Annotated in this window: 1 protein-coding gene; it reads right to left on the reverse strand. The window is 73.6% G+C overall.

Going from position 1 to position 18,668, the window contains the following annotated elements:
* Positions 1 to 2: 2 nt before the first annotated feature.
* Positions 3 to 18,662 carry an amino acid adenylation domain-containing protein gene (locus ACZ7L7_RS08375; protein WP_472075334.1) on the reverse strand — a complete coding sequence of 6,220 codons (18,660 nt, stop codon included), beginning with the start codon at positions 18,660 to 18,662 and terminating at the stop codon, positions 3 to 5.
* Positions 18,663 to 18,668: the final 6 nt, after the last annotated feature.

Raw genomic sequence — 18,668 nt, forward strand, 5'->3', positions numbered from 1 at the left:
GCTCAGGTAGTGCGCTGGGCCCGTGCGACGAGCCCTTCCAGCGCCCGGAACCAGGTCTCGGCGAGGTCCCGTACAGTCTCGCCCGTCAACAGCCCTTCCAGATAGGACCAGTGGGCGGCCAGCACCGGCCCGTCCGCCCGGTCCTCGGTGACCACGTTGATGCTCAGCGCGTGGCCCGCCCGCATGGCCGCCTCGGGACCGATGTCGGCCGCGTCCTCCTCGGGCGCGTACGACCAGTCCGTGTCCTCGGGGATGCCGAAGCGGCCCAGGTAGTTGAACTCGATCCGGGCGGGTTCACGGGCCGCCAGTTCCTCGCGGGTGCGCGGGTTGAGGTGGCGGAGCATGCCGTACCCGACGCCGTTGACGGGCAGCGACGACAGGTGCTCGCGCACCCGGCGCACGGCGTCCTCAGCGGCCGGTCCGCCCGCGAAGGCGTCGGCGGGGTCGGCCGTCCCGGCGTCGAGACGCACGGGGTAGACGCTGGTGAACCAGCCGACGGTACGGGACAGATCGGTGTCGTCCCCGGCGATCTCCTCGGCCCGCCCGTGGCTCTCCAGGTCGACCAGGACCGAGGTGTCGCTGCCGCCGTCGCGGCGCCGCCAGTCGGCGACGGCGAGGGCGAGTCCGGCGAGCAGGACGTCGTTGACCTGGGCGCCGAACGCGGCCGGGACGGCGGACAGCAAGGGTCCCGTCCGCTCGGCGGGCAGCCGCAGGACGACCTCGCGCTGGGTGCCGGTTGTGTCGCGGTCCGGGTCGAGGGGGCGGGCGAGCGGGAAGGGCTCGGTTCCGCCGTCCAGCACGCCGGTCCACAACGGCAGTTGGGCCTCCACGGCCGGTTCCTGAGCCCGTTCGGCGAGCGTACGGGCCCAGCGGGCGAAGGAGGTCTCCACCGGGGCGAGCCGGGCCGGGCGTCCGCCGCGGACGTCCGCCCAGGCGGCGGCCAGGTCGGGCAGCAGCACGCGCCAGGACACGCCGTCCACGACCAGGTGGTGCGCCATGAGCAGCAGCCGCCCCGGCGCGTCCCCGGCGTCGAACCACACCGCCCGCACCATGACGCCCGCGTCCGGGGCCAGCGATGCCCGCGCGGCGTGGGCGTGTTCGCGCACCGCCGAGCCAAGGGCCTCGGCGTCGAGGCCGGTGACGTCCACCCGCTCCAGCCAGTCGACGGCGTCGACCGCGCCGGCCGGCGGCACGTGCAGGGACCAGTCCTCGGGCGAGGTGCGTACGAGCCTCGCCCGGAGCAGGTCGTGGCGGTCGGCCAGGGCCTGGAGCACGGCCGTCAGTCCGGGCAGGTCCAGGTCGGCCGGGGTGCGGACCAGGGCGGCCTGGTGGTACGTCGAGACGGGGCCGCCCAGTTCGCGCAGCCAGTGCATGACCGGGGTGAACGGCACGGTTCCAGTGCCGTCGTCCTCGCGGCGGACCTCATCGGCCGTCTCGGTCTCGGCGACCGCGCTCAGGGCGGCGGCCGTGCGGTGCCGGAAGACCAGGCGCGGGGTGATGCGGACGCCCGCCGCCCGGGCCCGGCTGACGAGTTGCATGGCGACGATGCTGTCGCCGCCCAGGGCGAAGAAGTCGTCGTCCGCGCCGACCTGTTCGAGCCCGAGCACCTCGGCGACGATCGCGCAGAGCGTCTCCTCCATCGGGGTGGCGGGGGCGCGTCCGGAGGACAGGGCGGAGAAGTCGGGTGCGGGCAGGGCGGAGCGGTCCAGCTTGCCGTTGGCGAGCTGCGGGAACCGGTCGAGCGGGACGACGACGGCCGGGACCATGTGGTCGGGGAGCCGTTCGGCGACATGGGCACGCAGTGCGGCGGGGTCGGCGCCCTCGGCGACGACATGGGCCACCAGCAGCTTGCGCGCGCCTTCCTGGCTGACCGTCACCAAGGCCTGGGTGACGGCGGGATGGGCGGTGAGCGCGGACTCGATCTCGGCGGGTTCGATGCGGAAGCCGCGGATCTTGACCTGGTCGTCGGCCCGGCCCAGGAAGTCGATCCGGCCGTCGGACGTCCAGCGGGCCAGGTCGCCCGTGCGGTAGAGACGGGAGCCGGGCGCGCCGAAGGGATCGGCGACGAACCGCTCGGCGGTCAGGGCGGGGGCGCCGAGGTAGCCGCGGGCGAGTCCGCCGCCCGCGAGATACAGCTCGCCCGTGACACCCGGCGGCACCGGCTGCAGCCGTTCGTCCAGGACGTACGCGCGGGTCCCGGCCACCGGTCGGCCCACCAGCGGGCGGTCGCTGTCGCCGACGCGGGCCACCAGGGCGTCCACCGTGGACTCGGTGGGCCCGTAGAGGTTGAACGCCTCGGTGGCGCGCAGCGAGGCCAGTCGCCGCCACTGGGCGACCGGTACGGCCTCGCCGCCTACGCCGACGACGGCGAGGGGGCAGTCGTCGCCCTCCAGCAGGCCGCTGCCGGCCATCTGGGCGAACAGGGACGGCGTCACCTCCAGGAAGTCGAAGCGGTGCCGGCGTACGGCGTCGGCGAGGAGTTCGGGGTCGCGCCTGACCTCCTCGGAGACGATGTGCACGCAGTGCCCGTCCAGCAGCCACAGCTGCGGCTGCCAGGAGGCGTCGAAGAAGAACGACCAGGCGTGCCCGGCACGCAGGTGCCGCCGTCCGGTGGCCTCGATCGCAGGGCGGTACAGCGTCTCGCGGTGGCTGTGGAAGAGGTTGCCCAGGGTCTCGTGCGTGACCACGACGCCCTTGGGGCGGCCGGTGGAGCCGGAGGTGTAGATGACGTAGGCCGGGTGACGGGGCGTCAGCAGGCTGGTGCGGTCGAGGTCGGAGGGGTCCTGGGCGGCGATCCGCGCGGCTGTTGCGGGCTCGTCCAGGACCAGCCGCTCGGCGTCCGGGGGCAGGGTGTCCGAGAACTCGCCCGTGGTGAGGGTGACCACGGGGCGGGCGTCGGCGAGGACGTCGGCGGTGCGCTCCCGCGGTGCGTCCGGGTCGAGCGGCAGGTATGCGGCGCCCGCCTTGTGCACGGCGAGCACGGCCACCAGGAAGCCCGCGTTGCGGGGCAAAGCGAGGGCGACCGACTTCTCCGGTTCCGCGCCGAGTTCGCGGAGGAGCCGGGCCAGGCGGTTGGCCTCCGCGTCGAGTTCGGCGAAGGTCAGCTCGACGCCGTCGGAGGCCACTGCGGGCAGCCCCGGGAACTCACGGACACGCGCCTCGAAGAGCGCGGGCACGGTGGTCGGCGGCGCGAGCACAGGGCGGCTGTGCCAGCCGTCCGCGAGCCGCTGCCGCTCCTCCTCGGCGAGGATGTCCACCCGGCCCACGGTCAGGTCCGGGTCGGCGGCCACGGCGCGCAGGACGCGGCGGAGCCGGTCGGCGAAGGACTGGGCGGTGGCGTGGTCGAACAGGTCCGCGCTGTACTCCAGGACGCCGTCGACTCCGCCCCCGTCGGCACGCTCCACGAAGTCGAAGGACAGGTCGAACTTGGCCGTGGTGCGGGCGACTTCGTCCCGGCGCCCGTGGAGACCGGGCAAGCTCGCGCTCTCGTCCCCGGCCGCGAGGTAGACCACCATCACCTGGAACAGCGGGTGCCGGGCCAGCGAGCGGGCCGGGTTGAGCACTTCCACCAGCCGTTCGAACGGCACGTCCTGGTGGTCGAAGGCCGCCAGGTCGGCCTCCCGCACCCGGGCGAGGAGTTCGCGGAAGCTGGGGTCGCCGGAGGTGTCGGTGCGCAGCACCAGGGTGTTGAGGAAGAAGCCGACCAGGTCCTCCAGGGCCGCGTCGGCGCGCCCGGAGATCGGGCTGCCGATCGGGATGTCGGTCCCGGCGCCCAGCCGGGTGAGCAGGGTCGCCACGGCGGCCTGGAGCACCATGAACACGCTGACCCCGTGGCCGCGTGCCAACCGGTGCAGTTGCGCCGCCAGTTCGGCGTCGAGGGACAGATCGGCCGAGCCGCCCCGGTAGCTGGCCTCCAGCGGGCGGGGCCGGTCGAAGGGCAGCGCCAGCTCCTCGGGGAGGCCGTCGAGGGCCTGCCGCCAGTAGGCGATCTGCCGCTCACTGACCTGCTCCAGCACCTTCTGCTGCCAGAGCGTGTAGTCGGCGTACTGCACCGGCAGCGGCGCCCAGTCGGGCTCCCGCCCCCGCGTGCGGCAGGCGTAGGCGAGGGCGAGGTCCCGGTTCAGGGGCGCGTCCGACCACTCGTCACCGGCGATGTGGTGCAGCAGGACGAGGAGGGTCCACTCCTGCTCCCCGGTGCGGAACAGATGGACGCGCAGCGGGGGTTCGCGGTCCAGCTCGAAGCCGTACGCCCCGGCCTGCGCCAGCCGCTCGCCGAGCCGCTCCTGGTCGGTGTCCTCCACCTCGAAGGGGACGCGCGCCTGGTCCGGGGTGAGGATGTGCTGGTAGGCGCGGCCGTCCTCCTCGGGGAAGACCGTGCGCAGCGTCTCGTGCCGTACCGCGAGGTCGTGCACGGCGGCTCGCAGCGCCTCGACGTCCAGGGTGCCGGTCAGCCGCCAGGCCGAGGGGATGTTGTACGTCGCGCTGGGTCCCTCGACCCGGTACAGCACCCACAGGCGCTGCTGGGCCGAGGACAGGGGCAGCCGCTCGGGGCGGGGGCCTGCCGTCAGTGCCGGACGGGTGGCCGCCGGTGCGGGGCCGTCGGCCGCGAGTGCCGAGGCCAGCCCGGACACGGTCGGCGCGTCGAACACCGCGCGCAGGGGCAGTTCGACGCCGAGGGCGGCGCGGATCCGGGCGGTCAGCCGCATGGCGAGCAGGGAGTGGCCGCCGAGGGCGAAGAAGTCGTCGTCGACTCCGACGGCGGGCAGGCCGAGGACGTCCGCGAACAGGGCGCACAGGACCTCTTCGCGGGGCGTGCGGGGCCGTGCGCCGCCGGCCTGCGCGGTGAAGTCCGCGGCGGGCAGGGCGCGGCGGTCCAGCTTGCCGTTGGTCGTGAGCGGGAGGGCGTCGAGGGTCACGAACGCGGCCGGGACCATGTGCTCGGGCAACTCGGCGGCGCTGTGGCGGCGCAGTTCGGCCGGGTCGGCGGCACGACCGTCGGAGGGCACGACGTAGGCCACGAGCCGCTGGTCGTGGGCGACGACGACGGCGTGGCCGACGGACGGGTGCCGGGCGAGGACGGACGCCACCTCACCGGGTTCGACCCGCATACCGCGGATCTTGACCTGGTCGTCGGTCCGGCCGAGGAAGTCGAGGGTGCCGTCGGCGGTCCAGCGGGCCAGGTCACCCGTGCGGTACATGCGGGCGCCGGGCGCGCCGTAGGGGTCGGCGACGAACCGTTCGGCGGTCAGGGCGCGGCGGTGCAGGTAGCCGCGGGCGAGCTGGACCCCGGCCAGGTACAGCTCCCCTGCCACACCGGGCGGGACCGGGCGCAGGGCGGCGTCCAGGACGTAGACGCGGGTGTTCCACACCGGGCGGCCGATGGCCACCTGCCGGGCCCCGGCGGGCACCTCGACGGCGGTGACGTCGACGGAGGCCTCCGTGGGCCCGTAGAGGTTGTGCAGCCTCGCGGGCAGCAGGTGGTGGAAGCGTTCGGCGACGGCGGGCGGCAGCGCCTCTCCGCTGCACATCACCTGGCGCAGGCCGGTGCAGTGCGCGGCGGCGGGTTCCTCCAGGAAGACCTGGAGCATCGAGGGGACGAAGTGGGCGGTCGTGATGTGCTCGTCCTGGATCAGCGCGGCGAGGTAGGCCGGGTCACGGTGGCCGTCGGGCCGGGCGACGACCAGGGCGGCCCCGGTGATCAGCGGCCAGAAGAACTCCCACACGGACACGTCGAAGCCGGCGGGGGTCTTCTGCAGCACCCGGTCGGCCGCTGTGAGGGGGTAGGTGTGCTGCATCCACAGCAGCCGGTTGACGATGCCCGCGTGCGGGACGACCACTCCCTTCGGGCGGCCGGTGGAGCCGGAGGTGTAGATGACATAGGCCGGGCTCAGCGGGTTGTGTCCGGTGGGGAGTTCGCCTTCGGGTCCGTCGGGGAGTCCGTCCTGGATGGTGTACGCGGGCCGGGCGTCGTCCAGGGTGAACGCGATGCGCTCGGGCGGCAGGCCGGGGTCCAGCGGCAGGTAGGCGGCGCCCGCGCGGTGCACCGCGAGGAGGGCCACGATCAGTTCGACGGACCGGGGCAGCGCCACCGCGACCGTGTCCTCGGGCCCGACGCCCCGGCCCGCCAGGACGCGTGCCGTGTGCTCGACCCGGCTGTCCAGTTCGGCGTAGGTGAGCCGTTCCGCCCCGAAGACGAGGGCAGGGGCGTCTGGAGTACGGGCGGCTTGGGCGCGGAACAGTTCCGGCAGCGTGGTCGCGGGGACGTCGTGCGCGGTGTCGTTCCAGCGCTCGACGACCGTCTCGTGCTCGCCGTCGTCCAGCAGCCGCAGGTCGCGCACGGGCCGGTCGGGGTCGGCCGCCACCTGCTCCAGCAGGCGCAGGAGCCGCTGGGCGATGGTCCGGGCGGTCGTGGTGTCGCACAGGTCGAGGGCGTGCTCCAGGAGCAGCACCAGGCGATCGGCCCCGGTCTCGTCGACGAAGGTGAAGTGGAGGTCGAACTTGGCCGCGCCGGTGTCCATGTCGAACCACTCGGTGGGCAGTCCGAGCACGTCCGGGTCGCCGTCGGGCCGGTAGTGGTAGCCGAGCATGACCTGGAACAGCGGGTTGCGGCCGGTCACCCGGGGCGGGTTGACGGCCTCGACCACGGCGTCGAAGGGCAGGTCCTGGTGCTCGAAGGCGGCCAGGGCGGATTCCCGGACCCGCGCCAGCAGTTGACGGAAGGTCAGTTCAGGACCCGACAGGTCGGTGCGCAGGACGAGTGTGTTGACGAAGAAGCCGACCAGGTCGTTCAGCGCCTCGTCGGTGCGGCCCGCGACGGGTGCGCCGAGCGGGATGTCGTCCCCCGCGCCGAGCCGGTGCAGCAGGGCGGCGGTGGCCGCCTGGAACAGCATGAACATGCTGGTGCCGGTGGTCCGGGTGAGGTCGCGCAGGGACCGTCCGGTGTCCGGGTCCACCTCCAGGCGGACCTTGCCGCCACGTCCGGTGGGCGCGTCGGGGCGGGGCCGGTCCAGGGGCAGGGTCAGTTCGTCGGGCAGGCCGCGCAGGGCCTCGGTCCAGTGGGCGAGTTGTGCGGCGCCGACCTGGCCGAGCAGGGTCTCCTGCCAGAGCGTGTAGTCGGCGTACTGGACCGGCAGCGGCGCCCAGTCGGGGGCGCGGCCTTCGCGGCGGGCCAGGTAGGCGGTGGTCAGGTCGGTGTGGAAGGGCCGGTCGGACCATTCGTCCGTGGTGATGTGGTGCAGCATCAACGCCAGCACGTGGTCGGCGGGGCCGAGGCGCAGCACCCGGGCCCGTACCGGGAGTTCGGTGCTCAGGTCGAAGGGGCGGCGCTGGGCGGCGGCCACACGGTCGGGCAGGTCGGCCTCCACGCAGTCCTCGACGGTGAACTCGGGTGCGGCCGCCCCGGGCGGGGCGATCCACTGGTACGGCTCGCCGTCCTCCGCCACCGGGAAGCGTGTCCGCAGGGCCTCATGACGGTCTGTCACATCGCGCAGGGCGGTGCGCAGGGCGTCCAGGTCCAGCCCGCCCCGCAGCCGGAACACCAGCGGGAAGTTGTAGGCGACGCTGCCGGTGAGGCGTTCCGTCAGCCACAGCCGCCGCTGGGCGGCGGACAGCGGGATCCGGCCGGGCCGTTCGGCGGCCGGTTCCAGCACAGGGCGCGCGGGCCGTCCGGCGTCCGCGCGCAGGGCCAGTTGCTCGGGGGTCGGGGCCTCGAACAGGTCGCGGATGGCCAGTTCGGCGCCGAGTTCGGTACGGGCGCGGCTGATCAGGCGGGTGGCGAGCAGCGAGTGTCCGCCCAGGTCGAAGAAGTTGTCCTCCGCGCCGGTCCTGGGCAGCCCCAGCACCTCGGCGAAGAGCCGGCACAGCACCTCCTCGACCGGCGTGCGCGGGCCGCGTCCGGCGGACAGGGCGACGGCGGGCTCGGCGTCCGGCAGGGCGCGCACGTCTAGCTTGCCGTTGTCGTTCATCGGCAGGCGTGGCAGCACCACGAAGGCGGCCGGGACCATGTAACTCGGCAGCCGCTGTCCCAGATCCTCCCGGATACGGCGGATCAGCGCGCCCTGGCCGCGGGTGGCGGTCGGGGTGTTGGCGTACGGCTCGGTGTCGCGCCCGGCGCGGGGGCGGTACAGGCCGAGGGTGCGGCCCGTGTGCGCGGCGGGGACGAAGACGGCGTCGAACGAGCCCGGTTCGTCCGCCCAGGTGGTCAGCACCCGGAAGCCGTGGGTCTCCCCCAACTGCCGTACGTCCTCGGGCTCCTCGCCCGCTGCGGGGGCGGGCTCGGCGTCCATCGCGCGCATCGCGGCGAGGTCGGCGGCCGTGCGGGCGTCGGGGATGCGACGGACGCGGAAGGGGTCGGCGGCGCTCAGAAGTCCGCTGAGGTCGGCGCCCCACTCGGTCTCGGGCACGTCGTCGAGCCGGAGGGCGTCGGCGGTGCCGGCGTACAGGACGACGTCGTACCGGTACCGCGTCAGTTCGTTGTGGTGCCGTCCGCGCTTGGTGCGCAGGTCGACGCCAACACCGAGGGTGGTGAACCAGTCGGGGTCGACGAGGAGTTCCTTCTCCAGGGCGAGCCCTCGGTCCACGGCCTGCCGCAGCGGCTCGGCGCCGCGCGCGACCTGGATACCGGTCTGGAAGACGCGCGCCTGCCGCAGGTCCCGTACGTCACCCAGGAACAGCGCGCCGCCCGGCGCGAGCAGACCCATCGCGCCCCGGATCACCTTGCGCAGGTGGTCCAGGCTCGGGAAGTACTGGATGACGGAGTTGATGACGATCGTGTCGAAGTGGCCGACGGGCAGTCCGTCCGTCACCTCGGCCGCCTGGCACCGCAGCTGCACCTTCCGGGCCAGCTCGGGGTCCGCCTTGATGTCCTCGCCCAGCTTGCGGATCACGGGTGCCGCGAAGTCGGTCGCCCAGTACTCCTCGGCGTCCGGGGCGAGCCTGGACAGCAGCAGGCCGGAGCCGACGCCGATCTCCAGGATGCGGGCGGGCCGCAGCTCCTTGATGCGCTCGACGGTGGCCTCGCGCCACTCCCGCATGTGCTCCAGCGGGATGGGCAAGCCGTCGTAGGAGCTGTCCCAGCCCGCGAAGTCCTCGGTGAAGACGGCGGTGCCGATCTCCGTGTACTCGGCGGAGTAGATCTCCTGCCACTCCCCGATCTGCTCCGCCTCGGCCTCCCGGCGGGCCTCGGCGTCGGGCTCGGCCGGGACGACGTACCCCACCAGCCGCTGGGTGCCGGGCGCGGAGGCGTCGTCGCGGGCGATGACGGCGGCCTGGGAGACCTCGGGGTGCTGCGCCAACGCGCTCTCGATCTCGCCGAGTTCGACGCGGTGGCCACGGATCTTGACCTGGTCGTCGGTACGGCCGAGGAAGTCCAGATTGCCGTCCGGGCGGCGCCGGACGAGGTCGCCGGTGCGGTACATGCGCTCGCCGGGGCGGCCGTAGGCGTCGGCGACGAACCGCTCGGCGGTCAGGCCGGGCCGGTCCAGGTAGCCGCGTGCCAGACCCACGCCGGCGATGTACAGCTCGCCCGCCACACCGTCCGGGACGGGCCGCAGCCAGGGGTCGAGGATGCGGGCGCGGGTGGCGCGGATGGGCTTGCCGACGGTCGGGGTGGCGCTGTCGTGGGTGCCGCCGCCGAGGGTGTTGATGGTGTACTCGGTCGGCCCGTACAGGTTGTAGCCGTAGGTGCCCTCGGTGTCCCGCAGGGTGTTCCACACGGTCTCGGTGACCGCCTCACCGCCCAGCAGCACGAGCGGCGGCCGGTGGCCCTCCAACAGGCCTTCCTCGATGAGGAGATGGGCGTAGGTCGGGGTCACGTTGACCACGTCGACGCGGTGTTCCTCGCAGTACGCCACCAGCGCGGTGGCGTCCCGGCGCAACTCCTCGTCGCAGATGTGGACTTCGTGGCCCTCGACGAGCCAGAGCAGCTCCTCCCAGGACATGTCGAAGGCGAAGGACACGGTGTGCGCGATGCGCAGCCGGCGTCCGCCCGCCGAGGCGATGGCCGGGGCGAAGATCTCCTTCTGATGATTGAGCTGCATGTTGGTCAGGCCGATGTACGGCGTGACCACGCCCTTGGGACGGCCGGTGGAGCCGGAGGTGTAGATCACGTACGCCGGGTGGTCCAGGCTGAAGGACACGTGCACCGGTTCGGCGGGCAGGGCGGAGAGTTCGGCCTGGGTCTCGGGGTCGTCCAGGAGTACGCGCGGGGTGTCGCCGGTGAGGGTCGCCGAGACAGCCCGTGTGGACAGCAGGAGCAGCGGGCGGGCGTCGGCGAGCATCATGGACAGCCGCTCGGCCGGGTGGTCCAGCTCCAGCGGCAGGTACGCGGCACCCGTGCGCAGCACCGCGAACAGCGCGACCACGGTGTCGATGGAGCGCGGCAGACCGAGCGCGACGACCTTCTCGGGACCGGCTCCTCGCGAGACCAGCAGTCGGGCCAACCGGTCGCAGCGGGCGTCGAGTTCGGCGTAGGTGACTTTCTGCTCGCCGAAGACGAGGGCGGTGGCCCCGGGGGTGCGCGCGGCCTGGGCGGCGAGCATGTCGGCGACCGTCTCGTGCGGTACGGGCTGCCGGCCCGCCTCCTCCTCGCGGGCCAGCGCGGCGGCCTCGTCGGGCAGCAGCGCGGACAGCGTGCCCACGGGGGCGGACGGGTCGGCCACGAGTGCGGAGACGAGCAGTACGAACCGGTCGATCAGCCGCTGCGCGAAGTCGTCCGCGAGCAGGTCGGGGCGGTAGGCCAGGGTGACGCGGACGCGCTCGCCGGGGGTGACGACGAGGTTGGCCGGGTAGTGGGTGGCGTCCACGTTGGCGACCGCACTCGCCCCGTGCCGGTCCCTCAGCTCGGCGAGCCGCTCGTCGGTGTCGGCGTTGCGCAGCACGAACAGCGTGTCGAACAGCCGTCGGTGCCCGGTCTCGGCCTGGAGCACACCGAGCCCCAGGTACTCGTACGGCATGACCTCCAAGCGCTCGCCCTGGATGCGGCGCAGCAGGTCCAGCACCGGTTCGCGCGGGTCGTAGGCGATCCGGGCGGGCACGGTGTTGAGGAACATACCGATGACGTTCTCGACGTCCGGCACCTCGCTGGGGCGGCCGGCGACCGTGGTACCGAAGGCGACGTCCGTGCGGCCGCACGCGCTCGCGAGCACCAGCCCCCAGGCGGCGTTCAACACGGTGTTGAGGGTCAGTCCGTGCCGCCGGGCGGCCTCCCGCAACCGCCCGGCTGTGTCCGGGGCCAGCACGGCGTCCAACTGACGCGGAATGACCGGCTCCAGGCCCCGGTCGTCGACCGCCGGGGCCAGCAGCGTCGGCTCCTCGAACCCGGCCAGCGCGGCACGCCAGGCGCGCCGGGCGGCGGAGTCGTCCTGGCGCTCCAGCCAGGTCAGGTAGTCGCGGTACGAGCCGGGCCGGGCGAGCCCTGCCGGGTCGCCGCCGCTCTCGTACAGGGCGAACAGCTGGTCCAGGAAGAGCCAGGCCGACCAGCCGTCCCACAGGATCAGATGGCGGCCCACGATCAGCCGGTCGCCGCGCTCCTCGCCGAGCCGGATCAGCAGCATCCGGAAGAGCAGCGGGCGGCTCAGGTCGAAGCGGCGGGCGCGCTCCTGGTCCAGCAACTCGGCCATGCGCCGGTCCTGTTGGGCCGCCGAAAGCCCCGACAGGTCCACTTCGGTGAGCGGGATACCGGCGTCCCGGACGATGAACTGCACCGGCTGGCGCAGCCCTTCGCTGGTGAACCCGGCGCGCAGGGAGGGGTTGCGGTCGAGCAGGGCGCGGGTGGCGGTGCGCAGCCGGTCGGCGTCGACGCGCTCGGCGAAGTCGAAGGACTCGTGGACCGTGTAGACGTCCAGCGCGCTGTCGTCGTAGGTGGAGTGGAAGAACAGGCCCTCCTGGAGCGGGGCCAGCGGCCAGATGTCCTCGACGCGTCCGGGGGCGAGTCGGTCGACGCGGGCCCGCTCCTCGTCGGTGAGCGTGAAGGCGGAGGCCTCCTGGGTGGTGCCCGCGTCCTCAAGGACCGTGGCGGCCTCGGCGAGCGCGGCCGGGGTGCGGTGCTCGAAGACCTCGCGCGGGCCGATGGCGAGGCCCGCCCGGCGGGCGCGGCTCGCCACGGCGATGGAGCTGATGCTGTCGCCGCCGAGCAGGAAGAAGTCGTCCTCCACTCCGGCGTCGGGCAGCTTCAGCACGGCGGCGAAGATCTCCGTGAGCAGTCGCTCGCGAGGGTTGCGCGGGGCGCGGGACGGGGCGCGCACGGCCTGCGGGGCGGGCAGGGCGTTGCGGTCCAGCTTGCCGCTGGGGGTCAGGGGCAGGGCGTCGAGGACGACGTAGGCGGACGGGACCATGGGCGCGGGCAGGGTGCCCTCCAGCGCGGCGCGCAGATCGTCCGTTTCGGCTGTGGTCGTCGGTACGACATAGGCGACGAGGGAGTTGTCCCGTACCGTCGCCGCGGCCTGGGCGACGGCGGGCAGGCGGGTCAGGGCGGCCTCGATCTCGCCGAGTTCGATGCGGTTGCCGCGCAGCTTGACCTGCCGGTCGGTGCGGCCCAGGTACTCGATCACTCCGTCGGGGCGGCGCCTGACGAGGTCACCCGTGCGGTACATGCGGGTGCCGGGCGGGCCGTAGGGGTCGGCGGTGAAGCGTTCGGCGGTGAGCGCGGGACGGGCGTGGTAGCCGCGGGCGAGCTGGACGCCGGTCAGGTACAGCTCGCCGGGGACGCCGTCGGGCACGGGGCGCAGGCAGGTGTCGAGCACGCGCAGGCCGGTGTTCCGGACGGGGCGGCCGATGGGCACGGTGACGCCCTGGTCGGTGCCGTCGACGGGGTGGTGGGTGACGTCGACGGCGGCTTCGGTGGGGCCGTACAGGTTGTGCAGGGGGACGCTCGTCAGGTCCCGCCACCGGTGCGCGGCGGCCGTGGGCAGGGCCTCGCCACTGCTGAACACGCGGCGCAGGGAGGCCGCCCAGGAAGAGTCCGCGGTGACCTCGTCGGACTGGAGGAACGCCTCCAGCATCGACGGCACGAAGTGCATGGTCGTCACGCCCTCGTCGCGCACCAGGGCGGCCAGGTAGGCCGGGTCCCGGTGGCCGTCGGGCTTGGCGAGTACGACCGCCGCGCCTTCGAGGAGGGGCCAGAAGAACTCCCAGACCGAGACGTCGAAGCTGGACGGGGTCTTCTGCAGGACGCGGTCGTCGGCGGTGAGCCCGTAGGCGGACTGCATCCAGGCGAGTCGGTTGACGATGGCGCGGTGGGTGACGATCACGCCCTTGGGCAGGCCGGTGGAGCCGGAGGTGTAGATGAGGTAGGCGGGGTCGTCGGGGTGGGCGGGGCGTGCCGGTGCGGCCGGGGGCTCGTCGGTGTGCTTGTCGTCGAGGAGGAGTACGGCGTCGGGCGCGAGCCGGAGCCGGTCCGCGATCCCGGTCAGCGTGATCACCGTGCTCGTCCCGGAGTCGGCGACCATGTGGGCGATGCGGTCCGCCGGGTAGTCCGGATCGATCGGGAGGTACGCGGCGCCCGACTTCAGTACGCCCAGCAGCGCCACCATCAGCTCGGCGGACCTGGGTACGGCAACCGCGACGAACCCGCCGGGACCGGCCCCGCGGGCGCGCAGGCGCGACGCCAACGCCTCGGCACGGGCGTCGAGTTCGGCGTAGGTGAGCCGCTCGTCCGCGAAGACGACGGCCGTGGCGTCCGGAGTGCGAGCGGTCCGGGCCGCGATGGCCTCGGCAAGTGTGGTTTCCGGGACCTCGTGCTCCTCGCCGGCCACGTGGGCGCGCAGGGCCTCGTCCAGGGTGAGCAGGTCGAGGGCCGCGACCCGCTGACCGGGGTCGGCGGCGAACTCCTCCAGCAGCCGGGCCAGCCGGTCGCCGAGCGCGCGTACGGCATCGCCGTCCAGCCGCTCGCTGTGGTGCTTGAGTCGCAGGTCCAGCCGTTCGCCCGGCTTGACGATCAGGGCGAGCGGATAGTGCACGGCGTCGTAGAAGGCGTCGCCGGTGATGCGGACGGTGCCCGAGGGGTCCCGCAGGTCCGGTTCGGAGGGGTAGTTCTCGAACACGACCAGGGTGTCGAAGAGTTCGCCTGCGCCCGCGTGCCCGGCGAGCCGCTGGATCTCGGCGAGTCCGAGGTGCTGGTGGTCCAGCAGGCGGGCCTGCTCCTCCTGGAGGCGGGTCAGCAGGGTGCCGAGGGTCTCGCCCGGAGCCCAACGCAGCCGCGTGGGCAGGGTGTTGATGAACAGGCCGACCAGGGAGGCGATGCCCTCGACCTCGCTGTCGCGGCCGGAGACAGTGGTGCCGAAGAGCACGTCATGGCGGCCGGTGAGCCTGCCGAGCAGGAGGCCCCAGGCGGTCTGGACGACGGTGCCGAGGGTGACGCCGTGCTCGCGGGCGCGGTCGGACAGGCGTGCGGTGGTGCGTTCCGACAGCTCCACGCGGACGTGCGCGGGCCGCACCGGCTCCCCGGTGGCCGGGGTGTCGACCAGGCGGGTGGGCTCGTCGAGTCCGGCGAGCGCGGTGCGCCAGGCCTCGCGGGCGGCTTCGCGGTCCTGTGCGGCCAGGCGGCGCAGGAAGTCGCGGTACGGGGCGACCTCGGGGAGCGCGGGGTCGTCGGTGCCGTAGCAGGCCATCAGTTCGCGGTGCAGGACGGGCAGGGACCAGCCGTCGGCTACCGCGTGATGGAAGGTGAGGACGAGTCGGCTGCGGTGCTCCCCGAGCCGAACCAGGGCGCAGCGCAGCAGAGGCGGCGCGGACAGGTCGAAGCCGGCCGCGCGCTCGTCGGCGGCGACGGCTTCGCCGAGCGTCTCGCGGATCCCGCCGTCCTGCGCGGACAGGTCGACCTCGCGCCAGGGCAGTTCGGCGTGCCGGGTGATGATCTGCACGGGGGTGCCGTCGGGGCGCTGGCGGAAGGCGGCGCGCAGCGGCGCGTGCCGGTCCAGCAGCCGCTGGGCGGCGCGGCGCAGGGCGCTGCCCTCGACGGGACCCGTGAGGTCGAGGACCTGCTGGACGACGTAGACGTCACCGCCGTTACCGCTGGTCAGGGAGTGGAAGAAGAAGCCCTGTTGGAGCGGGGTGAGCGGGAGCAGTTCCTCGATGTCGAGGGGGTTGCCGCCCTGGATCTCGGCGAGTTCGCCGGGGTCGACCTCCAGCAGGGGCGCCTGCTCGGCGTGTTCCTCGACGCGCTCCACCGCGGCTCGGGCCAGGGACTCGGCGGTGCGGTGCCGGAAGACGTCGCGAGTGGTCAGCCTCAGTCCCGACTCGCGGGCCCGGATGAGGAGTTGGATCGCGGTGATGCTGTCACCGCCGAGGGCGAGGAAGTCGTCCTCCGCGGTGACCGCGTCCAGTCCGAGCACCTGGGCGAAGAGGGAGCACAGCAGTTTCTCGCGCGGTGTCCCGGGCGCGCGTCCGGAGCTCATCGCGCCGTAGTCGGGGGCGGGCAGGGCGCGGGCGTCGATCTTGCCGCTCGGGGTGACCGGCAGCGCGTGCAGGGGCACCAGGGCCGAGGGGACCATGTAGTCGGGCAGCCACTCGGCGGCGTGGGCGCGCAGGGTGCGCATCAGGGCGTGCACGTCGCGGAAGGGCGCGGGGCGGTTGGCGTGCGGGTGGGCGTCGGTGCCGCGGTAGAGGCCGGGGGTCGGGTCGGTGAGGGCGAGGACCGCGTCGAGGGCGCCGTCGTCGGCGGTGCCGTTCCAGGTGAGCGCGGCGCGGTAGCCGTGGCGCTCGGCCAGGGCGTGCAGGTCCTCGGGGTCGGCGCCGGGGGCGGCCTCGCGGCTGCTGCCCTCCAGGGCGCGCAGGTCGGCGAGGTCGTCGGCGAGGCGGGCGTTGGGGATGCCGGTGACGCGCAGGCGGGCGGGGCGCGCGTCGAGCAGGGCCTCCAGGTGGTCCGCGCCCGCCCAGGGGACCTCGCGCTCGTCGGGGACGACCGCGCGGGGGCCGGGGCGCAGGACGACGTCGTACCGGTAGCGGCTCAGTTCGTTGTGATGCGTGCCCCGCTTGATGCGGATCTCGGCGTCGAACCCGTCGAGGGCGGCGAAGTAGTCGGGGTCCAGCAGGAGTTCGCCCTCCCAGCGGACCGACTGCTCGACGGCGGCGCGCAGGGCGCTCTTGTCGTCGGTGGTGGCCCGCCGCGTCTCCACGGCCGCGCGCAGGGTGCGCAGCAGCCGCAGATTGCGTACGTCGCCGACGAAGATCCGCCCGCCGGGGGCGAGCAGCCGGGAGGCGGCGCGCAGGACTTCGGTGAGGTAGTCGGCGCTGGGGAAGTACTGGGCGACGGAGTTGATGACGACGGTGTCGAAGTGGCCGTCGGGCAGCCCGGTGGTGTCGTGGGCGGGCTGGGCGCGCAGATGGACGCCGGGGAGGTCCACTTGGGCGCGCAGGGCGGCGACGGCCTCGGCGGAGAGGTCGGTGCCCCAGTACTCCTCGCAGTCGGGGGCGATACGGGAGAGGATCAGTCCGCTGCCGACGCCGATCTCCAGTACGCGCCGGGCGGGCCCGAGTTCGCGGATGCGCCGTACGGTGTTCTCCCGCCACTCCCGCATCTCCTCGACGGGGATCGGCAGCCCGTCGTACATGCTGTTCCAGCCCGCGAAGTTCTCCTGGGCGCCTTCCGATCCGGCGGCGCTGTAGAGGAGTTCGTGGACCTCCTTCCACTCCTCGACGTGGCTCGCGGAGCCGTCGAGGGAGGGCACGACATAGCCGACGAGGCGGCGGTCGCCGGGGCGGTCCTCGCGGGCGACGACGGTGACCTGGTCGACGGCCGGGTGGCCGCGCAGCACGGACTCGATCTCGCCGGGCTCGATGCGGAAGCCGCGGATCTTGATCTGGGCGTCGGCGCGGCCCAGGAACTCCAGGCGTCCGTCGGCTCGCCATCGGACCAGGTCGCCGGTGCGGTAGAGGCGTTCGCCGGGGGCGCCGAAGGGGTCGGCGACGAACCGTTCGGCGGTCAGGTCGGGGCGGCCGAGGTAGCCGCGGGCGAGTCCGGAGCCGCCGAGGTAGAGCTCGCCGGTGAGTCCGGCGGGGACGGGGCGCAGGTAGGCGTCGAGGACGTAGGCGCGGGTGCCGGGGTCGGGTACGCCGATGGGGACGATGGAACCGGCGGGGATGTCCGGGTCGCACAGGCCGAGCGTGGAGTTGGTGGTGGCCTCGGTGGGGCCGTAGGCGTTGAACATCATCCGGCCGCGGGCGTAGCGGCCGACGAGTTCCGGGGAAACCCGTTCGGTGCCCGCCAAGAGGGTCGCGGTGGGCGGCAGTTGGACGTCGTCCGGCATGGCCGCGAGCAGGGCGGGCGGCAGGATCATGAAGGTGATGCCGTGCGCGTGGGCGTAGTCGGCGAGTGGGGCGGCCGGGACGCGCAGTTCGGCGGGTACGACGACGAGCCGTCCACCGGAGAGCAGGCCGAGGCACAGGTCCCAGAAGGCGACGTCGAAGCTGGGTGAGGCGAACTGGAGGACCCGGCTGTGCGGGCCGATGCCGAAGCGTTCGCTCTGGGTGGCGACGAGCTTGGCGACGCCGCTGTGGGCGAGGACGACGCCCTTGGGCCTGCCCGTGGAGCCGGAGGTGTAGATGACGTAGGCGGCGTTGTCGACGGTGATCGGGGCGTCCGGGTCGTGGGCCGGACACGCGGCCAGCTCCGCGGCCGTGTCGGGCGCGTCGAGCGCCAGGACGGTCATGCCTTCCTGCTCGGGCAGGTCGCGTGCGGTCTCCTCCGTCGTGACCATGCAGACGGGGGCGGCGTCGCCGAGCATGTAGGCGATGCGGTCGGCCGGGTAGTCGTGGTCGATCGGCAGGTAGGCGGAGCCGGACTTCAGGACGGCGACCTCGGTGACGATCAGGTCGATCGAGCGGGGCAGGGCCAGGGCGACGATCCGCTCGGGGCCGGCGCCGCGCGCGATGAGGGCGTGGGCGAGGCCGTTGGCGCGCTCGTCCAGCTCTGCGTAGGTGAGCCGCTCGTCCTCGAAGACCAGGGCGACGGAGTCGGGGCGGGTGCGGACCTGTTCGGCGAACATCGCGGGCCAGGTCGCGAGGGGCACGGAGTGCTCGGTGGCGTTCCAGTCGTGGACGACCTGGGTGTACTCGCCCTCCGCCATCAGTCGCAGCCTGTCCAGGGCTGTTCGGGGGCGGGCGAGCGCGTCCGCGAGCAGGGTGCGGTAGTGGCCGAGGAGGCGGTCGACGGTCGTGGCGTCGAGGATCCCGGGGTCGTACGTGGCCCGTGCCTCGCCCGCGCACACCTCCAGCAACAGGTCGACAGGGCCCGGCAGTTCACCGGCGGGGCGGGTGGGGGTGGCGAGGACCGTGTTGAAGAAGAGCCCGCCGCCGCGGGTGGGCCGGGGGTGCAGTTCCTCGACCAGCATGTCGATGGGCAGCCGGTGGATCTCGGCGTCCGCCCAGGTCTGCTCCACCTGCCGCAACAGCCCCTGGAAGGAGGGTTCGTGGTCGACGCGGACCCGCAGGGGCAGTCCGTCGTGGCCCACGGTGACATCGGTGGCCTGACCGTAGCGGTGCAGCAACGCCACGAAGGCGGTGAGCAGTTCGGCGTCCGTGGCCTCGGGGAGGCCGGACAGGGTACGGACCTCGCGCGTGCGGTCCGGTTCGGTCGGGTGAGGTCGGTCGACGGGAAGTGATGTCTCCAGCGGAAGCGGTGTCAGCATCCGCTGCCAGTAGGCCAGGACTTCTTCGGAACCGCACACAGCAGC

It is taken from the genome of Streptomyces sp. NPDC110618 (assembly GCF_055657065.1).